18 protein-coding genes are annotated in these 19,325 nt (G+C 69.5%); 2 read left to right on the top strand and 16 right to left on the bottom strand.

Annotation, left to right across the window (positions count from 1 at the left end):
- Positions 1–17: 17 nt before the first annotated feature.
- The 16 genes from RBS60_RS08650 to RBS60_RS08575 all read right to left on the bottom strand — a co-directional run bounded on the left by RBS60_RS08650 (position 18) and on the right by RBS60_RS08575 (position 18,199).
- On the bottom strand, positions 18–1,412 hold the full coding sequence (locus RBS60_RS08650; protein WP_307957149.1) for a S8 family serine peptidase: 1,395 nt from the start codon (positions 1,410–1,412) through the stop codon (positions 18–20).
- Entirely contained in the window at positions 1,409–2,416 is a 1,008-nt protein-coding gene (locus RBS60_RS08645) for a Ppx/GppA phosphatase family protein (RefSeq protein WP_307957368.1), read from the bottom strand. Before RBS60_RS08645 ends, RBS60_RS08650 begins: the two co-directional genes overlap by 4 nt.
- Complete coding sequence (locus RBS60_RS08640) at positions 2,410–3,108, bottom strand: DUF501 domain-containing protein (RefSeq protein ID WP_307957148.1); 699 nt, start codon at positions 3,106–3,108, stop codon at positions 2,410–2,412. Before RBS60_RS08640 ends, RBS60_RS08645 begins: the two co-directional genes overlap by 7 nt.
- 92 nt (positions 3,109–3,200) lie before the next feature.
- Positions 3,201–3,827, bottom strand: coding sequence for a septum formation initiator family protein (locus RBS60_RS08635; protein WP_307957147.1), 627 nt, complete (start codon positions 3,825–3,827; stop codon positions 3,201–3,203).
- Positions 3,828–3,965: 138 nt separating this feature from the next.
- Positions 3,966–5,246 (bottom strand): phosphopyruvate hydratase, encoded by a 1,281-nt coding sequence (gene eno, locus RBS60_RS08630; protein WP_307957146.1) that lies wholly within the window; start codon positions 5,244–5,246, stop codon positions 3,966–3,968.
- Positions 5,247–5,381: 135 nt separating this feature from the next.
- On the bottom strand, positions 5,382–6,083 hold the full coding sequence (locus RBS60_RS08625) for a MazG nucleotide pyrophosphohydrolase domain-containing protein (RefSeq protein ID WP_307957145.1): 702 nt from the start codon (positions 6,081–6,083) through the stop codon (positions 5,382–5,384).
- 12 nt (positions 6,084–6,095) lie between these two features.
- Positions 6,096–7,238: an adenosine deaminase gene (locus tag RBS60_RS08620; protein ID WP_307957144.1), complete on the bottom strand. Its 1,143-nt coding sequence runs from the start codon at positions 7,236–7,238 to the stop codon at positions 6,096–6,098.
- A 59-nt stretch (positions 7,239–7,297) separates the two neighbouring features.
- Positions 7,298–8,056, bottom strand: a complete 759-nt coding sequence (locus RBS60_RS08615) for a DedA family protein (protein WP_307957143.1) — start codon at positions 8,054–8,056, stop codon at positions 7,298–7,300.
- A gap of 175 nt (positions 8,057–8,231) precedes the next feature.
- The gene (locus RBS60_RS08610) at positions 8,232–9,542 is read right to left on the bottom strand and encodes a thymidine phosphorylase (RefSeq protein WP_307957142.1); all 1,311 of its coding nucleotides are present in this window, start codon (positions 9,540–9,542) and stop codon (positions 8,232–8,234) included.
- Between the two features lie 13 nt (positions 9,543–9,555).
- The gene (locus RBS60_RS08605; RefSeq protein WP_307957141.1) at positions 9,556–10,044 is read right to left on the bottom strand and encodes a cytidine deaminase; all 489 of its coding nucleotides are present in this window, start codon (positions 10,042–10,044) and stop codon (positions 9,556–9,558) included.
- Positions 10,031–11,497, bottom strand: a complete 1,467-nt coding sequence (locus RBS60_RS08600; RefSeq protein WP_307957140.1) for an ABC transporter permease — start codon at positions 11,495–11,497, stop codon at positions 10,031–10,033. The genes RBS60_RS08605 and RBS60_RS08600 overlap by 14 nt, the downstream gene beginning before the upstream one ends.
- Entirely contained in the window at positions 11,494–12,789 is a 1,296-nt protein-coding gene (locus tag RBS60_RS08595; RefSeq protein ID WP_307957139.1) for an ABC transporter permease, read from the bottom strand. Before RBS60_RS08595 ends, RBS60_RS08600 begins: the two co-directional genes overlap by 4 nt.
- Positions 12,782–14,362 (bottom strand): ABC transporter ATP-binding protein, encoded by a 1,581-nt coding sequence (locus RBS60_RS08590; protein WP_307957138.1) that lies wholly within the window; start codon positions 14,360–14,362, stop codon positions 12,782–12,784. Before RBS60_RS08590 ends, RBS60_RS08595 begins: the two co-directional genes overlap by 8 nt.
- A gap of 121 nt (positions 14,363–14,483) precedes the next feature.
- Positions 14,484–15,602, bottom strand: a complete 1,119-nt coding sequence (locus RBS60_RS08585; RefSeq protein ID WP_307957137.1) for a BMP family ABC transporter substrate-binding protein — start codon at positions 15,600–15,602, stop codon at positions 14,484–14,486.
- Positions 15,603–15,784: 182 nt separating this feature from the next.
- The gene (locus RBS60_RS08580) at positions 15,785–16,984 is read right to left on the bottom strand and encodes an amidohydrolase (RefSeq protein WP_307957136.1); all 1,200 of its coding nucleotides are present in this window, start codon (positions 16,982–16,984) and stop codon (positions 15,785–15,787) included.
- A gap of 54 nt (positions 16,985–17,038) precedes the next feature.
- Positions 17,039–18,199 carry a sugar phosphate nucleotidyltransferase gene (locus RBS60_RS08575; RefSeq protein ID WP_307957135.1) on the bottom strand — a complete coding sequence of 387 codons (1,161 nt, stop codon included), beginning with the start codon at positions 18,197–18,199 and terminating at the stop codon, positions 17,039–17,041.
- Positions 18,200–18,450: 251 nt separating this feature from the next.
- Here RBS60_RS08575 and sdhC point away from each other — a divergent pair, with 251 nt between their 5' ends.
- Both sdhC and RBS60_RS08565 read left to right on the top strand, forming a co-directional pair.
- Entirely contained in the window at positions 18,451–18,831 is a 381-nt protein-coding gene (gene sdhC / locus RBS60_RS08570) for a succinate dehydrogenase, cytochrome b556 subunit (RefSeq protein ID WP_307957134.1), read from the top strand.
- 1 nt (position 18,832) lies between these two features.
- Positions 18,833–19,312, top strand: coding sequence for a succinate dehydrogenase hydrophobic membrane anchor subunit (locus RBS60_RS08565; RefSeq protein ID WP_307957133.1), 480 nt, complete (start codon positions 18,833–18,835; stop codon positions 19,310–19,312).
- Positions 19,313–19,325: the final 13 nt, after the last annotated feature.

Here is a 19,325-nt window from a genome sequence, read left to right as displayed (position 1 = left end):
GTTTGTGAAAAAATTCACTAGCGGTCTTCGAGAGGATTCTCCACCGCTCTTCCGCGCCCCTCGAGAGGCGCCTGCGCGCCGTCGTGCGCCCGTTCGAGAAGTGCCCTCCGGCGCAGGTGGAGGGCACCGCCCGCAGCCACGGCGACCACCACGGCGGCCGAGCCGAGGACGGTCACAGCGGGCCAGGGGCTGTCGACGGAATCGATCCGCGGAGTGGGCGCCGTCGGTTCGGGAGCAGCCTGGACGGGGGTCGTCGGCGCGGCGGTCTCCCCCGGCGCCGACGTGGCGCTTGCTCCATCCGCGGCGCCGCCCTTGCGGTGGACCCGGATCCAGTCGGCGATGGATCCCAGCGGGTTGGCTGCCGTCTCGGGAACATCCGCCGTGAGCGCCGCGGCGGCGTCGAGGATGCCCCGGCCGTAGATCGGGTCCACACCTGGGGCGCCGGCGTCCCTGGCCGTCGACACGATCCGGTTGATGACCTGCGCCGCGCTCATCTGCGGCCACTTCGAACGGATGAGCGCAGCAACCCCGGACACGATCGGGGCCGCGCCGGAGGTCCCGGCCCACTCGGCATACTGGCCTCCGGGGAGGCCACCGACCAGCTGCTCGGCCGGCGCAGCGACGCCGATGCTGATGCCCTGCGAGGACGAGTCGAGGCTGGCATTCTGCTGACGGTCGAGCCCTGCCACTGTGAGAACCCCCGGAATGGTGGCCGGTGCACCCACCTCGACATTGCCGCCACCCCGGTTGCCGGCCGCGGCCACAATGACGACATCCTTCTGCTCGGCATACAGGAAGGCCGAGTCCCAGCTCTCCGGCCACACGGGCGAGGAACTGCCGAGCGAGATGTTGATGACCTTGGCGCCCTGGCCCACGGCCCAACGGACGGCATCAGGGATCTGGTCCGTGTCCGGCCGCCCAGCCGGATTGGGCGAGCCGAGCCACGTGGAGGCCGAGAGGATCTGCGCCTCGGGTGCAACGCCCACGATCCCGTCCGGTCCGCCGGCAGCACTCGCGGGATCCCCGCTCGGGTTGCCGGGGGCGTTGCCGGTGTGGCCCCGCCCCGCGAGCATCGTCGCGACGAGCGTCCCGTGCTCGGGCTTCGCCCCGATCGGCTTCTGCCCGTCGGGCTGGCCCGCCCCAGAGGAGTCGTGACCGCCGACGACGACGCCGCGCAGGTCCGGGTGGCTGCCGTCAATCCCGCTGTCGATCACCGCAACCTTGACGCCCGCGCCCTTCGACACCTCCCAGGCCTTCTGGATCCCGTAGTCGCTGAGCCAGTACTCGCGGTCCCGGATACTGTCGGCAAACGCCCTCGGCGCCGCCGGCAGGAGCCCGAGGGCCGCGACGGCGAAGGCCGTGGCAAGGCTTGCAGCGAGCGACAGCGCGGTCAGGAGCGGGCGTCGGATCACGAAGCGCTTTCCGCCAGGGTGCTCAGGGCGATGCCGTCGAGGATGTCGTGCTCGCTCGTCACGGCAGTTGTGATCGCGCCTCCGGTCAGTTCGCTCACGCGAGCGAGGATGCGGCGCCACACGAGGGCTCCCGCGCCGATGACGTCAACCCGGCCCGGGTGCATGTACGGCAGGGCGGCGCGCTCGCCGCGGGTGAGTGCGAGAAGATCCGCGCAGGCGTCCGTGATCTGGCCGATCGTCAGCTCGGCGGCATGGATCCGCTCGGGCTGGTACGTGGGCAGGCGCAGGGCGTGGGCGGTGATGGTCGTGATCGAGCCCGCGACGCCGATGATGGCCGTCGCTTCGCCGAGCGCCACCCCTGCGAGGGCCCGGGCAAGGCCCGCGTCGACGTCGCGCTCCGCAGCGGCGATCTCGTCGGGGGTCGGCGGGTCGGAATGCAGGTGGCGCTCGGTCAGGCGCACGCACCCCATATCGATGGACGCCGCGGCGATGACCCCACGCGCGTCCCCGAGGACGAATTCGGTGCTGCCGCCGCCGAGGTCCACGACAAGGACGGGCCTGCCCTCCTCGAGCGCGAGGACGCTTGCGGCGCCCGCGAAGCTCAGCGCAGCCTCTTCGGTGCCGGCCACGATCTCGGGGTCCACGCCGAAGCGCTCGCGGATTCCCTCGACGAACTCGTCGCGGTTGCCGGCGTCGCGCATCGCCGAGGTCGCGACGAAGCGCACCCGCTCGGCGCCGAGGCTCCGCACGGTGGCCGCGTAGTCGTCCGCCGCGGTGAAGGTGCGCTCGAGCGCCTCGGGGGCGAGCATGCCCGTGGCATCGACTCCCTGCCCGAGCCGGACCACCCGCATCTCGCGATGCACGTCCTCGAGCCGTGTGGTGCTGCCGGCCGCCGCCGCGTCTGTGCGTGCCGCGTCAGCGCGTGCGCCGTCGGCGGTCACAGCGTCCGCGACGAGCAAACGGATGGAGTTCGTCCCGCAGTCGATTCCGGCGACCCTCACGATGCGCCCCCTTCGCGTGGTGACGCGGTTTCTGGCCCGGTGTTCTCAGGCCCGCCCTCGGACTTGCGCACCGGTGCGGGCCGCCCGGTCATGGCCGGCAGTCCCTGGGGACCGTGCCGCGAGAGGTCCCTGTCCGGCGCCGTGCCCTGTGTGTCCCACGCGCCGGCGCAGTAGCAGCGGTCCGTGGTCCACCACTCAGCAAGGGCCCCGATCGCCTCGTCACCGAGCGGATTGACCCCCGGCCCGAGCGCGAGGGACTCGCCCACGAGCACATGGAGGCACTTGACGCGCGTGGGCATTCCGCCGGCCGAGACGCCGTCGATCTCGGGCACGGGCCCGGTTCCGGCGCGGTGGCCGATCTCCTCGCGCGCCGCGAGGTAGGCCTCGTGCGCGCCACGGTACGCCGCGGCCAGCTCGGGGTCGGCAGTGAGCCGCTCATTCATCTCCGTCATGAGGCCCCCGGCCTCGAGCCGCGACACAGCGGCCGTGACCACAGGGTGCGTGAGGTAGAAGGTGGTCGGGAACGGAGTCCCGTTCGACAGTCGCGGCGCCGTGGCCGCGACCAGCGGGTTCCCGCACACGCATCTGGCCGAGATGGCGACGACGTCGCGCACCGGCCGCCCCAGCTGGCGGCTGAGGGTGTCCAGGTCGTGCGCCGTGGGGGCGTCGCCCAGTGTCGAGGGGGTCTCGGTCACGATGTTCACTGTCCTTGATCGTTTCGGTGCCACGCACGACGGCGCTCGCCCACCTCGCGAGTCAGCCTCACGCTGCGTGAGTGCCGGGCGGTTCAGTCGGTTGCCGCCCGCACGAGCGAATCCCAGAAGCCCTGGGTCCAGGGCTTCTCGGCGCTGGCGGGAGCCGTGCCGCTACTGCTCGTGCCCGTGGTCGCCGCCCCAGTGTCTCCGAACACCCAGTACGCCGTCTCGCCGGGCATGACCATGTTAATGCGGTCGCGTGCCTGCTGCTTGACGTAGTTCTGGTCCTGCCACCGCGCGATGGACTGCCTGAGGGAATCCTGCTCGGCCTGCTTGGCGGCGATATCGCCCTGGAGCGCGCTGATCTCGGCCCGCTGCCCGATGAAGATCCGCACGGTCGGGGCGAGCATGATCGTGATGGCCACCAGGACGACGGCGAGGGCGACGATGCGTCCGGAGAACGCCCGCGCGGGAACAGGGACCTCGTCCGTGGGGACCGGAGTGCGCAGCTGCGTCTTCGACTTCGCGGGCGCGGTGGCCTTGGCCTTCCTCGAGGCCTTCTTGACCTCCTTCGGCGCGCCCGGAGGCTGGGCGTTCGGCATGGCCTTGGCCGTTGGCTTGGCGGCCGCAGGCCCGGCAGCGTCCTGCCGCGCCAGCTCCGACGGTGCTGGCCGCTTCGTGGCCGGCGTGCGGGGCACGGCCGGTCGACGCGTCGCCATGGGAGCTCCTCGCGGTTCGGTGCCGGGTGGTCTGCCGCCGGAAACAGGGCCGCGGCGGCCATCGTCTTCAACGATAGCCGCCGCGGGAGCCTCTTCCGTGCAGGCGGGGCTGAGCCCGCCCGGCATAGACCGCCAGACTCAGCCCTTGAAGCGCGGGAAGGCGCTGCGCCCTGCGTAGCGGGCGGCGTCGTCGAGCTCCTCCTCGATGCGGAGGAGCTGGTTGTACTTCGCCACGCGCTCCGAGCGGGCCGGGGCGCCCGTCTTGATCTGGCCGGCGTTGGTTGCCACACAGATGTCCGCAATGGTCGTGTCCTCGGTCTCGCCCGAGCGGTGGGACGTGATCGTCGTGTAGCCGCTGCGCTGGGCCAGGGACACGGCGTCGAGCGTCTCAGTGAGCGAACCGATCTGGTTGACCTTCACGAGCAGCGAGTTGGCCGTCTTGGCGTCGATGCCGCGCTGGAGGCGCTCCGGGTTGGTCACGAAGAGGTCGTCGCCGACGATCTGGACCTTGTCCCCGATCGCCTCGGTGAGGATCTTCCAGCCATCCCAGTCGTTCTCATCGAGCGGGTCCTCGATCGAGACGAGCGGGAAGTCCGCCACGAGCTCCGCGTAGTACGCGCTCATCTCGGCGGCGGAGAGGGACTTGCCCTCGAACTGGTAGGTGCCGTTCGTGAAGAACTCGGACGAGGCGACGTCGAGCGCGAGCGCGATGTCCTTGCCCGGGGTGTAGCCGGCCTTCGTGATGGCCTCGGTGATGAGCTCGAGCGCCGCGCGGTTGGACGGCAGGTTCGGGGCGAAGCCGCCCTCGTCGCCGAGGCCCGTCGAGAGGCCCTTGTCCTTGAGGACGCTCTTCAGGTTGTGGTACACCTCGACGCCCCAGCGGAGGCCCTCGGAGAAGGTCTCCGCGCCGATCGGAGCGATCATGAACTCCTGGATGTCCACGTCGGAGTCGGCGTGCGAGCCGCCGTTGAGGATGTTCATGAGCGGCACGGGAAGCACGTGCGCGTTGGGGCCGCCGAGGTAGCGGTAGAGCGGCAGGTTCGCCGAGTCCGCGGCAGCGTTGGCGACGGCGAGGGAGACGCCGAGGATCGCATTGGCGCCGAGGTTGCTCTTGTTGGCGGTGCCGTCCAGGTCGATCATCGCCTGGTCGATCGCGCGCTGGTCGGTCGCGTCGAAGCCCGTCAGGGCCGGGGCGATCTGGTCGAGCACGGCCTCGACGGCCTGCTGGACGCCCTTGCCCTGGTAGCGGCCCTTGTCGCCGTCACGGCGCTCCACGGCCTCGAACTCGCCCGTCGACGCGCCCGATGGCACCGCTGCGCGGCCGAGTGAGCCGTCGCTGAGCAGGACCTCGACCTCGACCGTCGGGTTGCCGCGGGAATCGAGGATCTCGCGGGCGTGGATGGCATCGATAAGCGCCATGAATGTGCTCCTTGATGGATGGAACGACTCAGGACTGTGGCGCAGCCCGCAGGAGGGCACGAGCGCAGCCACGGTGTCGGCCCCAGCCTAACCGCCCCACGCGCGCGCACGCGACCTGTGACGCGGACGGCCGGCTCAGAGGCTGGCGACGGCGGTGCGCAGCGCCCGCTCGGCGTCCAGGCCGCGGGCACGGGCCTCCCGCACCACGCCGAGGAGGAACTCGCCCAGTTCCTCTTCCGTCGCGAAGGCCGGCGCGACCGGGGCCTGTGTGCCGGAGACCGGGTCGTCTGCGCGCGGGATTGGGGCACCTTCGGCCGAGGCCAGCCCGTCCAGCGCCCGCCGCCGCTCGGCCCGGCCCAGCGCCTTCTGCGCGAGCGCGAGCGCCGGCAGGTGTCGGGGAAGCCCCTCGAGCGCGCCGGGGCCGACCAGACGCGGCGAGTCACCGCCGTCGTGCTTCTCCTGCCGTTTCGCCTCGTCCCACGAGGCGATGATCTCCTCGACGGTCGAGGGGAAGCTCGGCTGCAGGGCGCCGTCGGCCGTGAAGACGTGCCTGTTGCGCCGCACCATCTTGTCCGTGAGCGCCGCCGCCACGCCGTCGAGATCGAATGCGTCCCGCTCGCGGGCAATCTCGGAGTGCAGCACCACCTGCAGGAGCACATCGGCGAGCTCGCCCTTGAGGTCTTCCTCGGGATGGCCGTCCTCGATCGCCTCGACGAGCTCGTAGGACTCCTCGATGAGGTAGGTGACAAGCGAGGCGTGCGTGAGTGCCGCCGTCCACAGGCAGTGCTCGCGCAGGAGGCGCACCACCTCCACGAGACGGTCGACGGCGGCACTCACCTCAGCGCCTGCTCACTCGGCGAGATTCGCGTAGGCCTCGTTGATGTACTCCACGAGGTCCTCGCGGTCCTCGAGCGGCAGGAACGCGGCCTCTGCGGCGTTGAGTGTGAGCTCGAGCAGGTCGTCGAGATCGTAGTCGAAGGCCTCCACGAGCAGTTCGAACTCGTCGGTGAGGGTCACGCCGCTCATGAGGCGGTTGTCCGTGTTGACGGTGACGTTGAAGCCGAGCTCGTAGAGCATGTCGATCGGGTGGTCGAGGATGTCCTCGCCCCACTTGGCGATCGCGCCGGTCTGGAGGTTCGAGGACGGGCACAGCTCGAGCGGGATGCCGCGGTCGCGGACCCACGCCGCGAGAGGGCCCAGCGTCACGTCGAGGATCGGCACGCCATCCTCGTCGACCTCGTCCGTGGACTCGACCGTGATGTCCTCGGCGATCCGCACGCCGTGGCCGAGGCGGAGCGCGCGGCCGTCCACGAGCGCAGACTGGATGCTGTCCAGACCCGCGGCCTCGCCGGCATGGACCGTCGCGGGGAAGTTGTTCCGGGCGAGGTACGTAAATGCCTCGGCGAAGCGCGAGGGCGGGAAGCCATCCTCGGCGCCCGCGATGTCGAAGCCCACGGCGCCAGCGTCGCGGTGGCGCACGGCGAGCTCGGCGATCTCCTGGGAGTTGTCCGCATGCCGCATCGCCGTGATGAGCTGGCCCACCGCGATGACCCGGCCCGATTCCTCGACCGCCGCCATGCCGTCCTCGAGCCCCGCCTGGACGGCCTCGACGGCTTCGTCGAGCGTGAGACCTTCGGTGAGGTGCTGCTCGGGTGCCCAGCGCACCTCCCCATATACAACGCCGTCGTCCGCGAGGTCCTCGACGAATTCCCTGGCGATGCGGCGCAGCGCGGCGTTGGTCTGCATGACCGCGATGGTGTGGTCGAAGGTCTCGAGGTACCGCGGGAGCGAGCCGGAGTCGGCGGCGTCGCGGAACCACTGGCCGAGGGCCACGGGGTCCGTCGACGGGAGCCCGTGCCCGATCTCGGCGGCAAGCTCGATGATCGTCGCGGGGCGGAGGCCACCGTCCAGATGATCGTGGAGGGAGACCTTGGGCAGAGCCCGGAGGTCGAAGGTCAGGTCGGGGGCGTCGTTGATGTAGGGCTCAGTCACGCCACAACTCTAGAGAACGCCGAGGCATCCGGCCACTGGACGGGCCGGGGAGCCAAGGGTCAGTCGCCTGTGGCCCGTGTCGTCTCGCGCGGGGCGCCGACGCCGCGGTCACGGGGTGCGTAGTCGTCTGCCGGCGCATGGGGGTTCAGGAGCCGCTCGCGCTCGTGCTCTGCCGCGGCCTCGGCGGCGGCCTTGCGGGCGTCCACGGTGTCCCGCCACCGGTGGAACACCGTGATGGCGTGGTCGAGCCCGATGCCCAGGACGACCGCGAAGGCAACCGCCACTGCCACGCTCAGGAGCGGATTGTGGTGGAGCCACGGGAAGGAGCTCGCGAGCAGGCCGATCCCGATCGAGTAGCCCACCCAGGTCAGGCATGCGAACGCGTCGAGCCAGAAGAACGTCCGGTGCCTGAAGCCCGTGCTGCCGGACACGTAGTTGACGGCCACACGGCCCCACGGGATGTAGCGGGCCGTGAAGATGAGGACAGCGCCCCGCTTGTCGAGCTCGTGCCGGGCCCATCCGAAGACCTTCTGCACACGGGGGCGCCGCATCCACTTCCAGCGGTCGGTGCCGATCTTCCTGCCGAGGTAATAGGCCATGTTGTCGCCCGCCATGGCGCCGACAAGCGCGGTTGCGCCGAGGAGCCACAGGTTTGGTTGGCCCGAATGGCGCCAGTACGCCGCGAGCGCGACGATGAGCGTCTCGCTCGGCGCGATCATGGCGAAGCCGTCAACGAAGAAGAAGACGAGCAGTACGGGATAGACCCACCACTGCCCGGCGGCGTGCAGGATCACCTCGTTGATTTGCTCAAGCGGCATGCGGTGCGGGCTCCTCGGACTGTATAGACCTCACCAGTGTCCCACGGTACAGCCCCTGCTTCCTATCCGCGCTTCCTATCCGCAGTCGGGCCGCCAACCCCTGGGACAGGGTCGTCTCCGGGACGACGGCGCGCGCTCCCGGGGCGGGCGCCTCCGGCACCGCCGCAGCGAGGCCTCAGGCGATCCTGTCGAGGATGAGCCTGTGGGCCGGTCGAGAACCCTCGGGCGCGATCGTGACGGCTCCCTCGAGAGCCTCACTGGCCCGTTCGAACCGCTCCGGCGTGTCCGTCAGGAGGGTCATGAGCGGTTCCCCCGCGCGCACGGTCGCTCCGGGCTTCGCGTGGAGCCGCACCCCCGCTCCAGCCTGCACTGCGTCCTCCTTGCGCGCCCGCCCCGCACCCAGCCGCCACGCGGCGACCCCCACGGACAGGGCGTCGAGCCCCACGAGCACACCGTCTGCGGGTGCGTACACGGTCTCGGACTCCTTCGCCTGGGGCAGCGCCGCGTCGGGGTCTCCGCCCTGGGCCGCGATCATACGGCGCCACACGTCCATCGCGCGGCCGTCCCGGAGCGCGGCGGCCGGGTCGGCGCCGTGCACGCCAGCGCCTACGAGCATCTCCTCGGCCAGGCGCACGGTCAGCTCGACGACGTCCTCGGGCCCCCCGCCAGCGAGCACCTCGAGGGACTCCTCGACCTCGATCGCGTTGCCGGCCGTGAGGCCGAGCGGAGTGCTCATGTCGGTCAGGAGCGCCACCGTGTGCACGCCCGCGTCCTGGCCGAGCGCCACCATAGTCTGGGCGAGCTCACGCGCGCTCGCCTCGTCCTTCATGAACGCGCCCGACCCGACCTTCACGTCGAGGACGAGCGCGCCCGTTCCCTCCGCGATCTTCTTGCTCATGATCGAGGACGCGATGAGCGGGATCGCCTCGACCGTCCCGGTCACGTCGCGCAGGGCGTAGAGCTTCTTGTCTGCTGGCGCGAGCCCGGCCCCGGCGGCACACACGACGGCGCCGACCTCGCCGAGCTGGGACATCATCTCCTCGTTCGTGAGCGACGCCCGCCAGCCGGGGATCGATTCGAGCTTGTCCAGGGTGCCGCCCGTGTGGCCCAGACCGCGGCCGGAGAGCTGTGGAACGGCGACACCGAACACCGCCACGAGGGGGGCGAGCGGAAGGGTAATCTTGTCGCCCACTCCACCGGTCGAGTGCTTGTCCGCCGTGGGCACCCTGGCCCCCGAGCGCGTCCGGAGCGACGAGAAGTCCAGGCGCTCGCCCGAGGCGATCATCGCCGTCGTCCATCGGGCCGTCTCGCGATGGGTCATGCCGTTGAGCAGAATCGCCATGGCAAGCGCGGACATCTGCTCGTCGGCAACGGCGCCGCGCGTGTACGCGTCGATGACCCAGTCGATCTGGGCATCGGCCAGCTCGCGGCGGTCACGCTTGGCGCGGATGACGTCGACGGCGTCGAAGGGCTCGGCGGTGGTCATGGGCTTCTCCTTCTCAGTGGTCAAGGTTCTGCGGGCCGAAGGCGTCTGGGAGGACCTCGTCCATGGTGCGCACCCCGCTGACCGTCAGCAGGCGCATTCCGGGCGCACGGAACTCGTAGAGCAGCTGGCGGCAGCGCCCGCACGGCATGAGGACTGCGCCCCCGGCATCGACGCACACGAACGCTGCGATGCGGCCGCCGCCGCCCAGCCGGAGCTGGCCCACGAGGGTGCACTCGGCGCACAGGGTGAGGCCGTACGAGGCGTTCTCGACGTTGCAGCCCGTGATGACCCGGCCGTCGTCGACGAGCGCCGCGGCGCCGACCGGGAACTTCGAGTAGGGCGCGTACGCGGCGCGCATGGCCAGCGTGGCGGCCTCCGTGAGCGCGTCCCAGTCGACATCGCCGGGCCGGACGCTGTGTCGGGCTCCGGCCGCGTCTCGGTCTCGGTCTCCGTCTGGGTCCCGGTCTCCGTCTCGGTCTCCGACCAGATCATTGCTTGACATACGGGATGCCTTCCATGGCTGGCGGCCGTGAGCGGCCGACGAGGCCCGCGACGGCGAACACCGTCACGACGTACGGGAGCATCGCCATGAACTGGCTCGGCACCGGCGAGCCGATGATCGTGATGATGCTCTGGAGGTTGTCGGCGAAGCCGAACAGCAGCGAGGCGAGGAACGCCCCGATCGGGTTCCACCGGCCGAAGATGAGCGCCGCCAAGGCAATGTAGCCGCGGCCCGCGGACATCTCCTTGCTGAATGCGTCGACCGCCACGAGGGTGAAGAACGAGCCGCCGATCCCTGCCACCGCGCCGCCGAGGATCGTGTTCCAGAACCGCGTCCGGTTGACGTTGACGCCGAGGGTGTCCGCGGCCTGGGGGTGCTCGCCCACGGCCCGTACACGCAGGCCCCAGCGGGTGTGGAACAAGCCGACGTACACGACGATCACGGCTGCATACATGAGGTAGCCCACGAGCGACTGGCGGAACAGGATGGGGCCGATCACCGGCACGTCCGCGAGGATCGGGATCTCGATGCTCCCCAGATGCGGGGGCTTGTTGAGCCCGTCGGGGTCTTCGGTGAGGAGGGTCGAGAAGAGGAAGTTGGTCAGCCCGACCACGAGGACGTTGAGGACCACGCCCACGATGATCTGGTTGACGAGGTACTTGATGCTCACGAGCGCGAGCACGAGCGAGACGAGCGCGCCCGCAATGGCCGCGGACGCCAGGCCAACATAGACGTTGTGCGCGATCGTGGCCCCGACTGCCGCGCTGAATGCGCCCATGAGCAGTTGGCCTTCGATCGCGATGTTCACGATCCCGCTGCGCTCGCACAGGACCCCGGAGAGCGAACCGAACACGAGCGGCACCGAGAGGGTCACCGCGCCCGCGAGGAGCCCTGCCAGAGAAATGTATGGAGTCTGGTCCCGGCCGCCGGCCACGATCCACACGAGGAAGCCCACGAGGAAGGCGACGGCGAAGACGGCGGTGGCCCAGCGCGGCGTCCTGCGTCGCCGGATGGTGAGCCACACGGAGTACGCCGCGATCGCGAGCATCACGAGGGCGGTGAGCCACCCGAGAAGGGGCGCGCTGAGCGTGATGACGGTGACCCCCGCCACCCCCAGGACCGACAGGAGGAAGACGACGACGGCTGCAGCGAGCGTCCCCGGCACCCAGCGGGCGGGCGCGTGGCCGGCCCTGCGGGCCCGGAACCAGAGGTAGCCGAACCACGCGGAGGCGATCAGGGTGACGGCGAGCGCAAGCCAGGCCGCGAGCGCCGAAGCCTCGCGGCCGGTGTCGACGAGGCCGAACGAGGCGCTCTTGGTACCCGCGAGGAACCCGAAGAGGACGAGTGCCACGAGCGCGAGGACGCTCAGACCCACCGCTGCCTTCCGGGACACGGGCAGGACCACCACTGCCGGAGCAGCCCCCTGCGGAGCGGGTGCTGTCGTGGTGCTCATGATGCGGCTCCGCTCTGCGCTGGGGCGGGGGTCGATGGTCCGGGGTCTGAACCCTTCGCGCTCCGCCGGCGGCGCGGGTTGAGTCCGAAGATGGCACGCACGAGCGGCGGCGCAGCGATGAACAGCACGATGAGCGACTGGATGACGAGGACGATGTCGATGGGTGTCTGCGTCACGGCCTGCATGGACACGCCGCCAGCGCGGAAGGCGCCGAAGAGGAGGCCCGCGAAGAAGGTCCCCCACGGCGTCGAACGCCCGAGGAGCGCCACCGTAATGGCGTCGAAGCCGATCGATGCAGCGACGCCCGCCGAGAGGTACTTCTCCGTGCCGGATACCTGGGCAATGCCTGCCAGGCCAGAGAGCGCGCCTGCGATCGCCATGACGAGCACGGTGGAGCGGCCCACGTTGATGCCGGCGGTCCGCGCGGCGTGGGGGTTCGCCCCGACCGCCCGGAACTCGAACCCGACCGTGGAGCGGGACAGGAGCCACCACACGCCCCACGTGACGAGGATGGCGAGGATGAAGCCGGCGTGCAGCCGGAACTGCGGCCCGAGGAGTTGGGGGAACTGTGCGCTGGGGTCGAGGAAGGGCGAGATCGGGTTCGTCGAGCCCTTGCGCTGGAACGCCGCAGTGGTGAGCAGGAAGAGGAGGAAGAAGACCGCGATGTAGTTGAACATGATCGTCACGATGACCTCGTGCGCCCCGGTCCGGGCCTTGAGGAAGCCGACGATCGCACCCCAGATGCCGCCGCCCACGATTCCGGCCACGATCACGAGAAGGAGGTGGAGGCCGAACGGCAGGTGCCATGTGAAGCCCACGTATGCGCCGAACAAGGCTCCGAAGATGAGCTGCCCCTGGGCGCCGATGTTGAACAGGCCCGCGCGGAAGGCCAGCGCCACCCCGAGTCCGGCGAAGATGAGCGGGGTCGAGACGGTCAGCGTCTCGGCGATCGGGTAGAGCTGCGCAACGAGGTCGACCCCCTGCCAGTTGAAGATCGAGCCCTGGATGAGCGCGCCATACGGCTTGAGGACCTCGGAGATCATGTCCGAGGGTCGAGCGAAAAAGTAGCCCGCCGTGGTCGCGACCTTGGGGTTCGTGACGGCCATGAGGATCCCGCCGATCACGACGGCTAGGACCACAGAGAGCACGGAGACCATGGGCGTGCCAGTGGCAATGCGCCGGAACACCGACTCGCCGTTCCCGGCGGCGGAGCCGGGATTCCCTCCGGGCTCCGGCGTCGGCACGGGCTGCGGCGCCCGGGCCCCTTCGGGGCTGTTCTGGACGTCAGGCATGGGTCTCTCCTGGGGTGTCGTCGCTGGCCCTGTGGGTCTGCTCGTAGGTCTCCGCGGCGGCCGCCCGCGCCTCGTCCGCGCTCATGCCGGCCATCATGAGGCCGAGCACGTCCCGGGGCGTGTCGCCGTGGACGATGCCCATGAGGCGCCCACGGTAGAGCACGGCGATGCGGTCCGAGAGCTCCATAATCTCGTCGAGCTCGGTCGAGACGATCATGACCGGCGTCCCGTGGTCCCGCTCCGCGATGATCCGGCGGTGCAGGAACTCGATCGAGCCGACGTCGACGCCCCGCGTGGGCTGCGAGGCGATGAAGAGCCGCAGCGGGCGCGAGAGCTCCCGCGCCATGACCAGCTTCTGCTGGTTGCCGCCGGAGAGCGACGAGGCGAGCTCGTCCGCCGACTGGGTGCGGATGTCGAATTCCTCGATCTTGTCCTTCGCCTGCGCGGCGACGCGCCCTGGGCTCATCGCGAGCCCGCGGGCAAACGGGGCGCGGTCGTAGAGGTCGAGGACGAGGTTCTCGGCGACGCTGAAGGAGCCCACGAGCCCGTCATGCGAACGGTCCTCGGGGACGAACCCGACCCCGGCCTCGAGCACGTGCTTGACCGACCGGCCCAGGAGCTCCTCGCCGTCGAGCATCACAGAGCCGGTCGCCTGCCTGTGGAGGCCTAGGATCGCCTCGGTCAGCTCTGTCTGCCCGTTCCCCTGCACGCCTGCGACGGCCAGGATCTCACCCTTGGCAACCTCGAAGGAAACACCGTCCACCACCCGCTGCCCGGTGGGCGCCACGACCGTGAGATCGCGGACGGAGAAGGTGGTCTCCTGAGGCTGCGCCGGGGCCTTGTCCAGGGTCAGGCTCACGGGCCGGCCCACCATCATCGTCGCGAGCTCGGCGGCAGCGGCCGACGGCGCGGCGTCGCCGACCACGCGACCGCGCCGGATCACGGTGATCACATCGGCGACCGCCTTGACCTCGCGCAGCTTGTGGGAGATGAAGATGATCGAGGTGCCCGAGGCCTTGAGCTCGGCAATGATCTCGAGGAGCTCATCGGTCTCCTGCGGCGTGAGGACGGCGGTCGGCTCGTCGAGGATGAGGACCTTCGCGTTGCGGACGAGCGCCTTGATGATCTCGACGCGCTGCTGGACCCCCACCGGGAGATCCTCGACGAGGGCGTCCGGGTCAACGTCGAACCCATAACGGGCAGAGATCTCGCGGATCTTCGCGCGCGTCGCGTCGAGGTCGAGAAACCCAGCAGCCTTCGTTGATTCGGCGCCGAGGGCCACGTTCTCCGCGACCGTGAAGACGGGGACCAGCATGAAGTGCTGGTGCACCATGCCAATCCCGGCGGCCATCGCGTCTGCCGGGCCGCGGAACGTGACAGGCCTGCCGTCCACGAGGATCTCGCCCTCGGTGGGCTCGTACAGCCCGTAGAGGACGTTCATGAGCGTGGACTTGCCAGCGCCGTTCTCGCCGAGGAGGGCGTGGACCTGGGAATCCCCGACGACGAGGTCAATGTGGTCATTCGCGGCGAAGGTGCCGAAGCGCTTCGTGATGCCGCGGAGCTCGAGTTTCACTTCTGGAACCATCCCCTAGTGTGCAGTGGGGCGTGCGTGCGGTGGGGCCAGCGTCAGTGCCCATCATGCCAGCGCCGCCCGCTGTGGAGGGCGGACGGCGCTGGAACAATGTGTGCGGTGCCTAACCCGTGACGGGGCTGGACTTCGACTCGACCTTGACGGTGCCGGAGACGATGTCCTTCGTGAGCTGGTCGAGCTCGCTCTTCATGTCAGCTGGGACCGAGGAGTCGAGATCGTGGAACGGTGCCAGGGCCACGCCGCCATTCGCGAGGGTTCCGACATACGGAGCCGCGTCGAACTTGCCCGAGGTGTCGTCCTTGAAGACGGCAGCGACGGCATCGGTCATCTTCTTCTGGACCGAGGTCAGGAGCACCGACTTGTAGTCGGGTGCAGTCAGGTAGCCGTCGGAGTCGACCCAGATGAGCTTCGCGTCCTGGCCGGCCTTCTTGGCGTCGAGGACAGCAGAGCCCGCGCCCGAGCCCACGGGGCCCGCCACCGGAAGGACGATGTCCGCGCCCTGCTGCAGGAAGCCCTGCGTGAGGACCTTGCCCTTGTCGATGGACTTGAAGTCGCCCACGAACGTGCCGTCCTGCTTGTCCTTGTCCCAGCCGAGGACCTGGACTGTCTTGTTCTTCTTCTGGTTGTAGTACTTCACGCCGTCGGCGAAGCCGTCCATGAAGATCGTGACCGTCGGGATGTTGAGCCCGCCGAACGTGGCGACCTTGCCGGTCTTGCTCTCCCCTGCGGCGAGGTAGCCGGCGAGGAAGGCTGCCTGGGCCGTGTTGTAGACGATCGGCTTGACGTTCTTCGGGAACGCCGGGTCGGTGTAGTCGATGATCGCGAAGTGGCTGTTCGGGTTCGCGGTCGCGGCGGCCTTGGTCGCGTCGCCGAGCAGGAAGCCGACGGTGACCGTGAGCTTGCAGCCGGCCTGCACCATCGACGTGAGGTTCGGCGTGTAGTCCGTGTCAGCCTTGGACTGGACGTGCTTCTCCTGGATGCCGAGGTCCTTCACGGCCTTCTGGAGGCCTTCGTAGCCGGACTGGTTGAACGACTTGTCGTCGAAACCGCCGGAGTCGGAGACCATGCAGCCCAGGTAGTTGGAGGCCGCTGCGCCGGATGTGCCGGACGGGCCAGACGTAGTGGGTGCGGCGCCGCAGCCCACGAGGGCGAGCGCTGCGGCCCCCGCGATGGCAACGCCGGCAAGTCCGGCCGTGGGAAGGCGGGAACGGAAGGGGTTCAAGTGGTCCTCCAGAGGGGAAGATGATCCTCAGCCCCGGGCTGCGTGTGACGGCGTCCGGGCGCGTGGTACAGCTCACAACGATACTCGGAAAGAAGTCCTTCACATAGAGCGGCGTCCCGCCGTCCTGGAATCGTTGGCGAATTGTTACCGTGAAGTAGCCGACCCTCGGCCCGCCCTTCACCTCAGAGGTCCCTGATGCTCCTCAGGGCGGCAGCGGTGAGCACCTGCACGCCGTAGCCGATCGCGGCCTCATCGACGATGTAGTCGCCGCGGTGGAGGTCGTACTCCTCGCCGCCGGGTGTGTGGGTGCCGAGCCGGAACATCGAACCGGGCACCTCGGCGAGGAACCAGGCGAAGTCCTCCCCGCCCATGGACTGGGGGGTCAGCACCACGGCGTCCTCCCCCAGCTCGGCGCGCGCGGCCGCCTCGAGCAGGGCGGTCTCGTGCTCGGAGTTCACAACGGGCGGGACCCCGCGGGTGTGCTCGAGGCTCACGTCGACCCCGTAGGGCGCTGCGACCTGCTGGACCACCTCGTCGAGGAGTTCTCCGGCGCTGTGCCATGCCTCGCGGTCCAGACACCGCATGGTCCCGGCCATCGATCCCGAGGCCGGTATCGCGTTCGGGGCAGCCCCGGCGGAGATCTGTCCCCAGACCATGGACACACCGCTGCGCACGTCGACACGCCGCGAGAGAACCGCGGGCACGTTGATCGCGATCTGGGCTAGCGCGAAGACGAGATCCTCCGTCAGGTGGGGACGCGAGGTGTGCCCGCCGCGGCCCGTGAGCGAGATCCTGATGGTGTCCGAGGCGGAGGTGATAGGCCCGATGCGCGTGCCGATCCTGCCGACTTCGATCCGCGGGTCGCAGTGCAGCGCCATGATCCGCGGCACACCGGAGAGGACCCCCTGGTCGATGCACGAGACGGCGCCGCCGGGCATGGTCTCCTCGGCCGGCTGGAAGATGACTCGCACCGTCGCGCCGAGCGGGCGCTCCCGGTCGAGCTCCGCTAGGGCGAGGGCGACGCCGAGGGCAACCGTTGTGTGGACGTCATGACCGCACGCGTGGGTGACGCCGTGGTTGCGGGAGGCGAAGGGGAGGCCCGTCTCCTCGATGATGGGCAGCGCGTCGATGTCGCCGCGCACCGCCGTCGCGATCGGTCCGGAGCCGATGTCGACGACGACCCCGGTTCCCTCGAGCCGGCGGGGAGTGAGGCCGGCGGCCTCGAGTCGGGACGCGAGCCTGTCCGTGGTGCGGTACTCGTGGAACGAGAGCTCAGGGTGCGAATGGAGGTCCCTGCGGAAGGCGATCAGCTCGGGAAGGAGCGCCTCGAGCCGGGGCCCCACAAGCGGTGTGGGCTCGGTCTCCGTCGTGTAGTTTCGCACCTGTTCACAATAGCGTCACGACGCTGTGGCCCCGCCGTCATGCGCACGGGCCCGTCACAGAACGTCGGTGTCGCCGCTCGCCTTGAGACCCGCCACAGCGTTCTTCACCTTCTGGGCGTGCTCGGTCGTGGTCACGAGGAGCGCGTCCGGAGTATCCACGATCACGACGTCCTGGATGCCGATGAGCGCGATGACCCGCTTCGTATCCGACACGACGATCCCGCTGGCGTCCTCGGTGAACACGCGGGCGCCCTCGCCGAGCACCGTCACCGAATCGACCTCACGGGCACTGTTGAGCCGGCCGATGGCGGCGAAGTCGCCGACGTCGTCCCACCGGAACGCCCCGGGCACGACGGCGACGTCCCCGGCCGCAGCGGCAGGCTCGGCGACCGCATAGTCGATGGCGATCTTGGGAAGGGTCGGCCAGACCCTGGCCGCCACTTCGTCCCTCGCAGGAGTGTCCCAGGCCTCGGCGATCTCCGTGAGGCCGGCGAACAGCTCGGGCTGGTTGGCCTTGAGGTGCTCGAGCATGAGCGCCACAGGAGCAACGAACATGCCCGCGTTCCACAGGTACTCCCCCGTGGCGAGGTAGTCTTCGGCGACCTCGCGGCTGGGCTTCTCGACGAATTCGACGACGGCGCGCGCGCTCGGTGCGCCCTCGACCTCGAGCGCCTCGCCGCGGCGGATGTAGCCGAAGCCGGTCGAGGGGTGCGTCGGTTCGATGCCGATCGTGACGATCTTGCCCCGCGGGCCGGAGGCCGCCGTGCGGATCGCTTCGACCACGGCCGCCTGGAAGACGCTGTCCGGGGAGATGACCTGGTCCGCGGCGAACGAACCCATGATGGCGTCCGGGTTGCGGCGGTGCAGGATGGCAGCTGCGAGTCCGATCGCTGCGCCCGAGTCCTTGGGCTCGCTCTCGAGCACGAGGTCCGCGGCGTCGAGCTCGGGGATCTGACGGCAGACCGCGGCGCGGTGCGCTTCGCCGGTCACGACGAGGAAGCGGCCGCGGGCCAGGGGCGTCAGCCTGTCATACGTCGCCCGGATGAGCGTGCTGCCGGAACCGGTGAGGTCGTGGAGGAACTTCGGGGCCGCGGCACGCGAAAGGGGCCACAGCCTGGTTCCCACGCCGCCTGCCGGGATCACGGCGACGAACCGGTCGAGCGGGTCCGCAGTGGTGGGAACGGCGTCCCGGGCAGGGGCTGGAGAGTCAGTCATCGAGCCCAACTGTAATGGAGCACGCGAGGCTTCCACGGCCTCGGACCGCAAGCAAGGCGCACCGATGTGATAATGCCCACGCGTCTGAACCGAAGACCGGTGCGAATTGAGTAAGCTGTGGGCGAAGTCTAGATTTAGGCTGGAGCTCGATTAGGTGAGCGTGCCCTGCGCACAACAGGGCCACTCCGCACCGGTTGCCCCCACCGCATGGGCCCCATGCGGGCACCGGTGCCCGCAGGGAGGTTTATTCAGTGCCGACAAAACCAGCTGGCACCCTGTACCGCGGCCGTGAAGGCATGTGGTCTTGGGTGGTACACCGGATTACCGGTGTCGTGATTTTCTTCTTCTTGTTGGTGCACGTCCTCGACACCTCGCTCGTGCGGGTGTCCCCCGACGTGTACACCGCCGTCATCGGCGAATACAAGAACCCGCTCATGGCGCTCGGAGAGACCGGCCTCGTCGCCGCGATCCTCTTCCACGCCTTCAACGGCCTCCGCGTGATCCTCGTGGACTTCTGGAAGAGCGGCCCGAAGTACCAGCGCCAGATGCTCTGGACGGTCGTCGTCATCTGGGTCATCGCCTTCGCTGGCTTCGCGATCCGCCACCTCTCACTCTCGCTGGGAGCCCACTGACATGAGCACAGCACCTGAAATCCGCGCGCCGCGCACTACCTCCGCTACGGGACGCATCGCCCCGCAGTACAAGCGCTCGGGCGGCTCCAAGAGCCAGTTCGAGATGCTTGCGTGGCTGTTCATGCGCCTCTCCGGCGTGGTCCTCGTGGTCCTGATCTTCGGCCACCTCACGGTGAACCTGCTGCTGGGCCAGGGTGTCCACGGCATCGACTTCGGCTTCGTGGCGGGCAAGTGGGCCGATCCGTTCTGGCAGGTCTGGGACCTCGCGATGCTCTGGCTTGCGATGCTCCACGGCACGAACGGCGTCCGCACGATCATCAACGACTACGCCGAACGCGACTCCGTCCGCTTCTGGCTGAAGATGGTCCTGTTCGCGGCGAGCGCCGTCATCGTCATCCTCGGCACGCTCGTGATCTTCACGTTCGATCCGTGTCCGCATGGGATCACGACCGGACTCCCCGACTTCTGCCCCGCGGCGTAACCCCCTGAAAGAG

Source organism: Sinomonas sp. ASV486 (assembly GCF_030908215.1).
GTDB classification, from domain to species: domain Bacteria; phylum Actinomycetota; class Actinomycetes; order Actinomycetales; family Micrococcaceae; genus Sinomonas; species Sinomonas puerhi.
The sequence above is the reverse complement of the archived record's forward strand: the minus strand, read 5'-3'. Positions and strand labels throughout refer to the sequence as shown.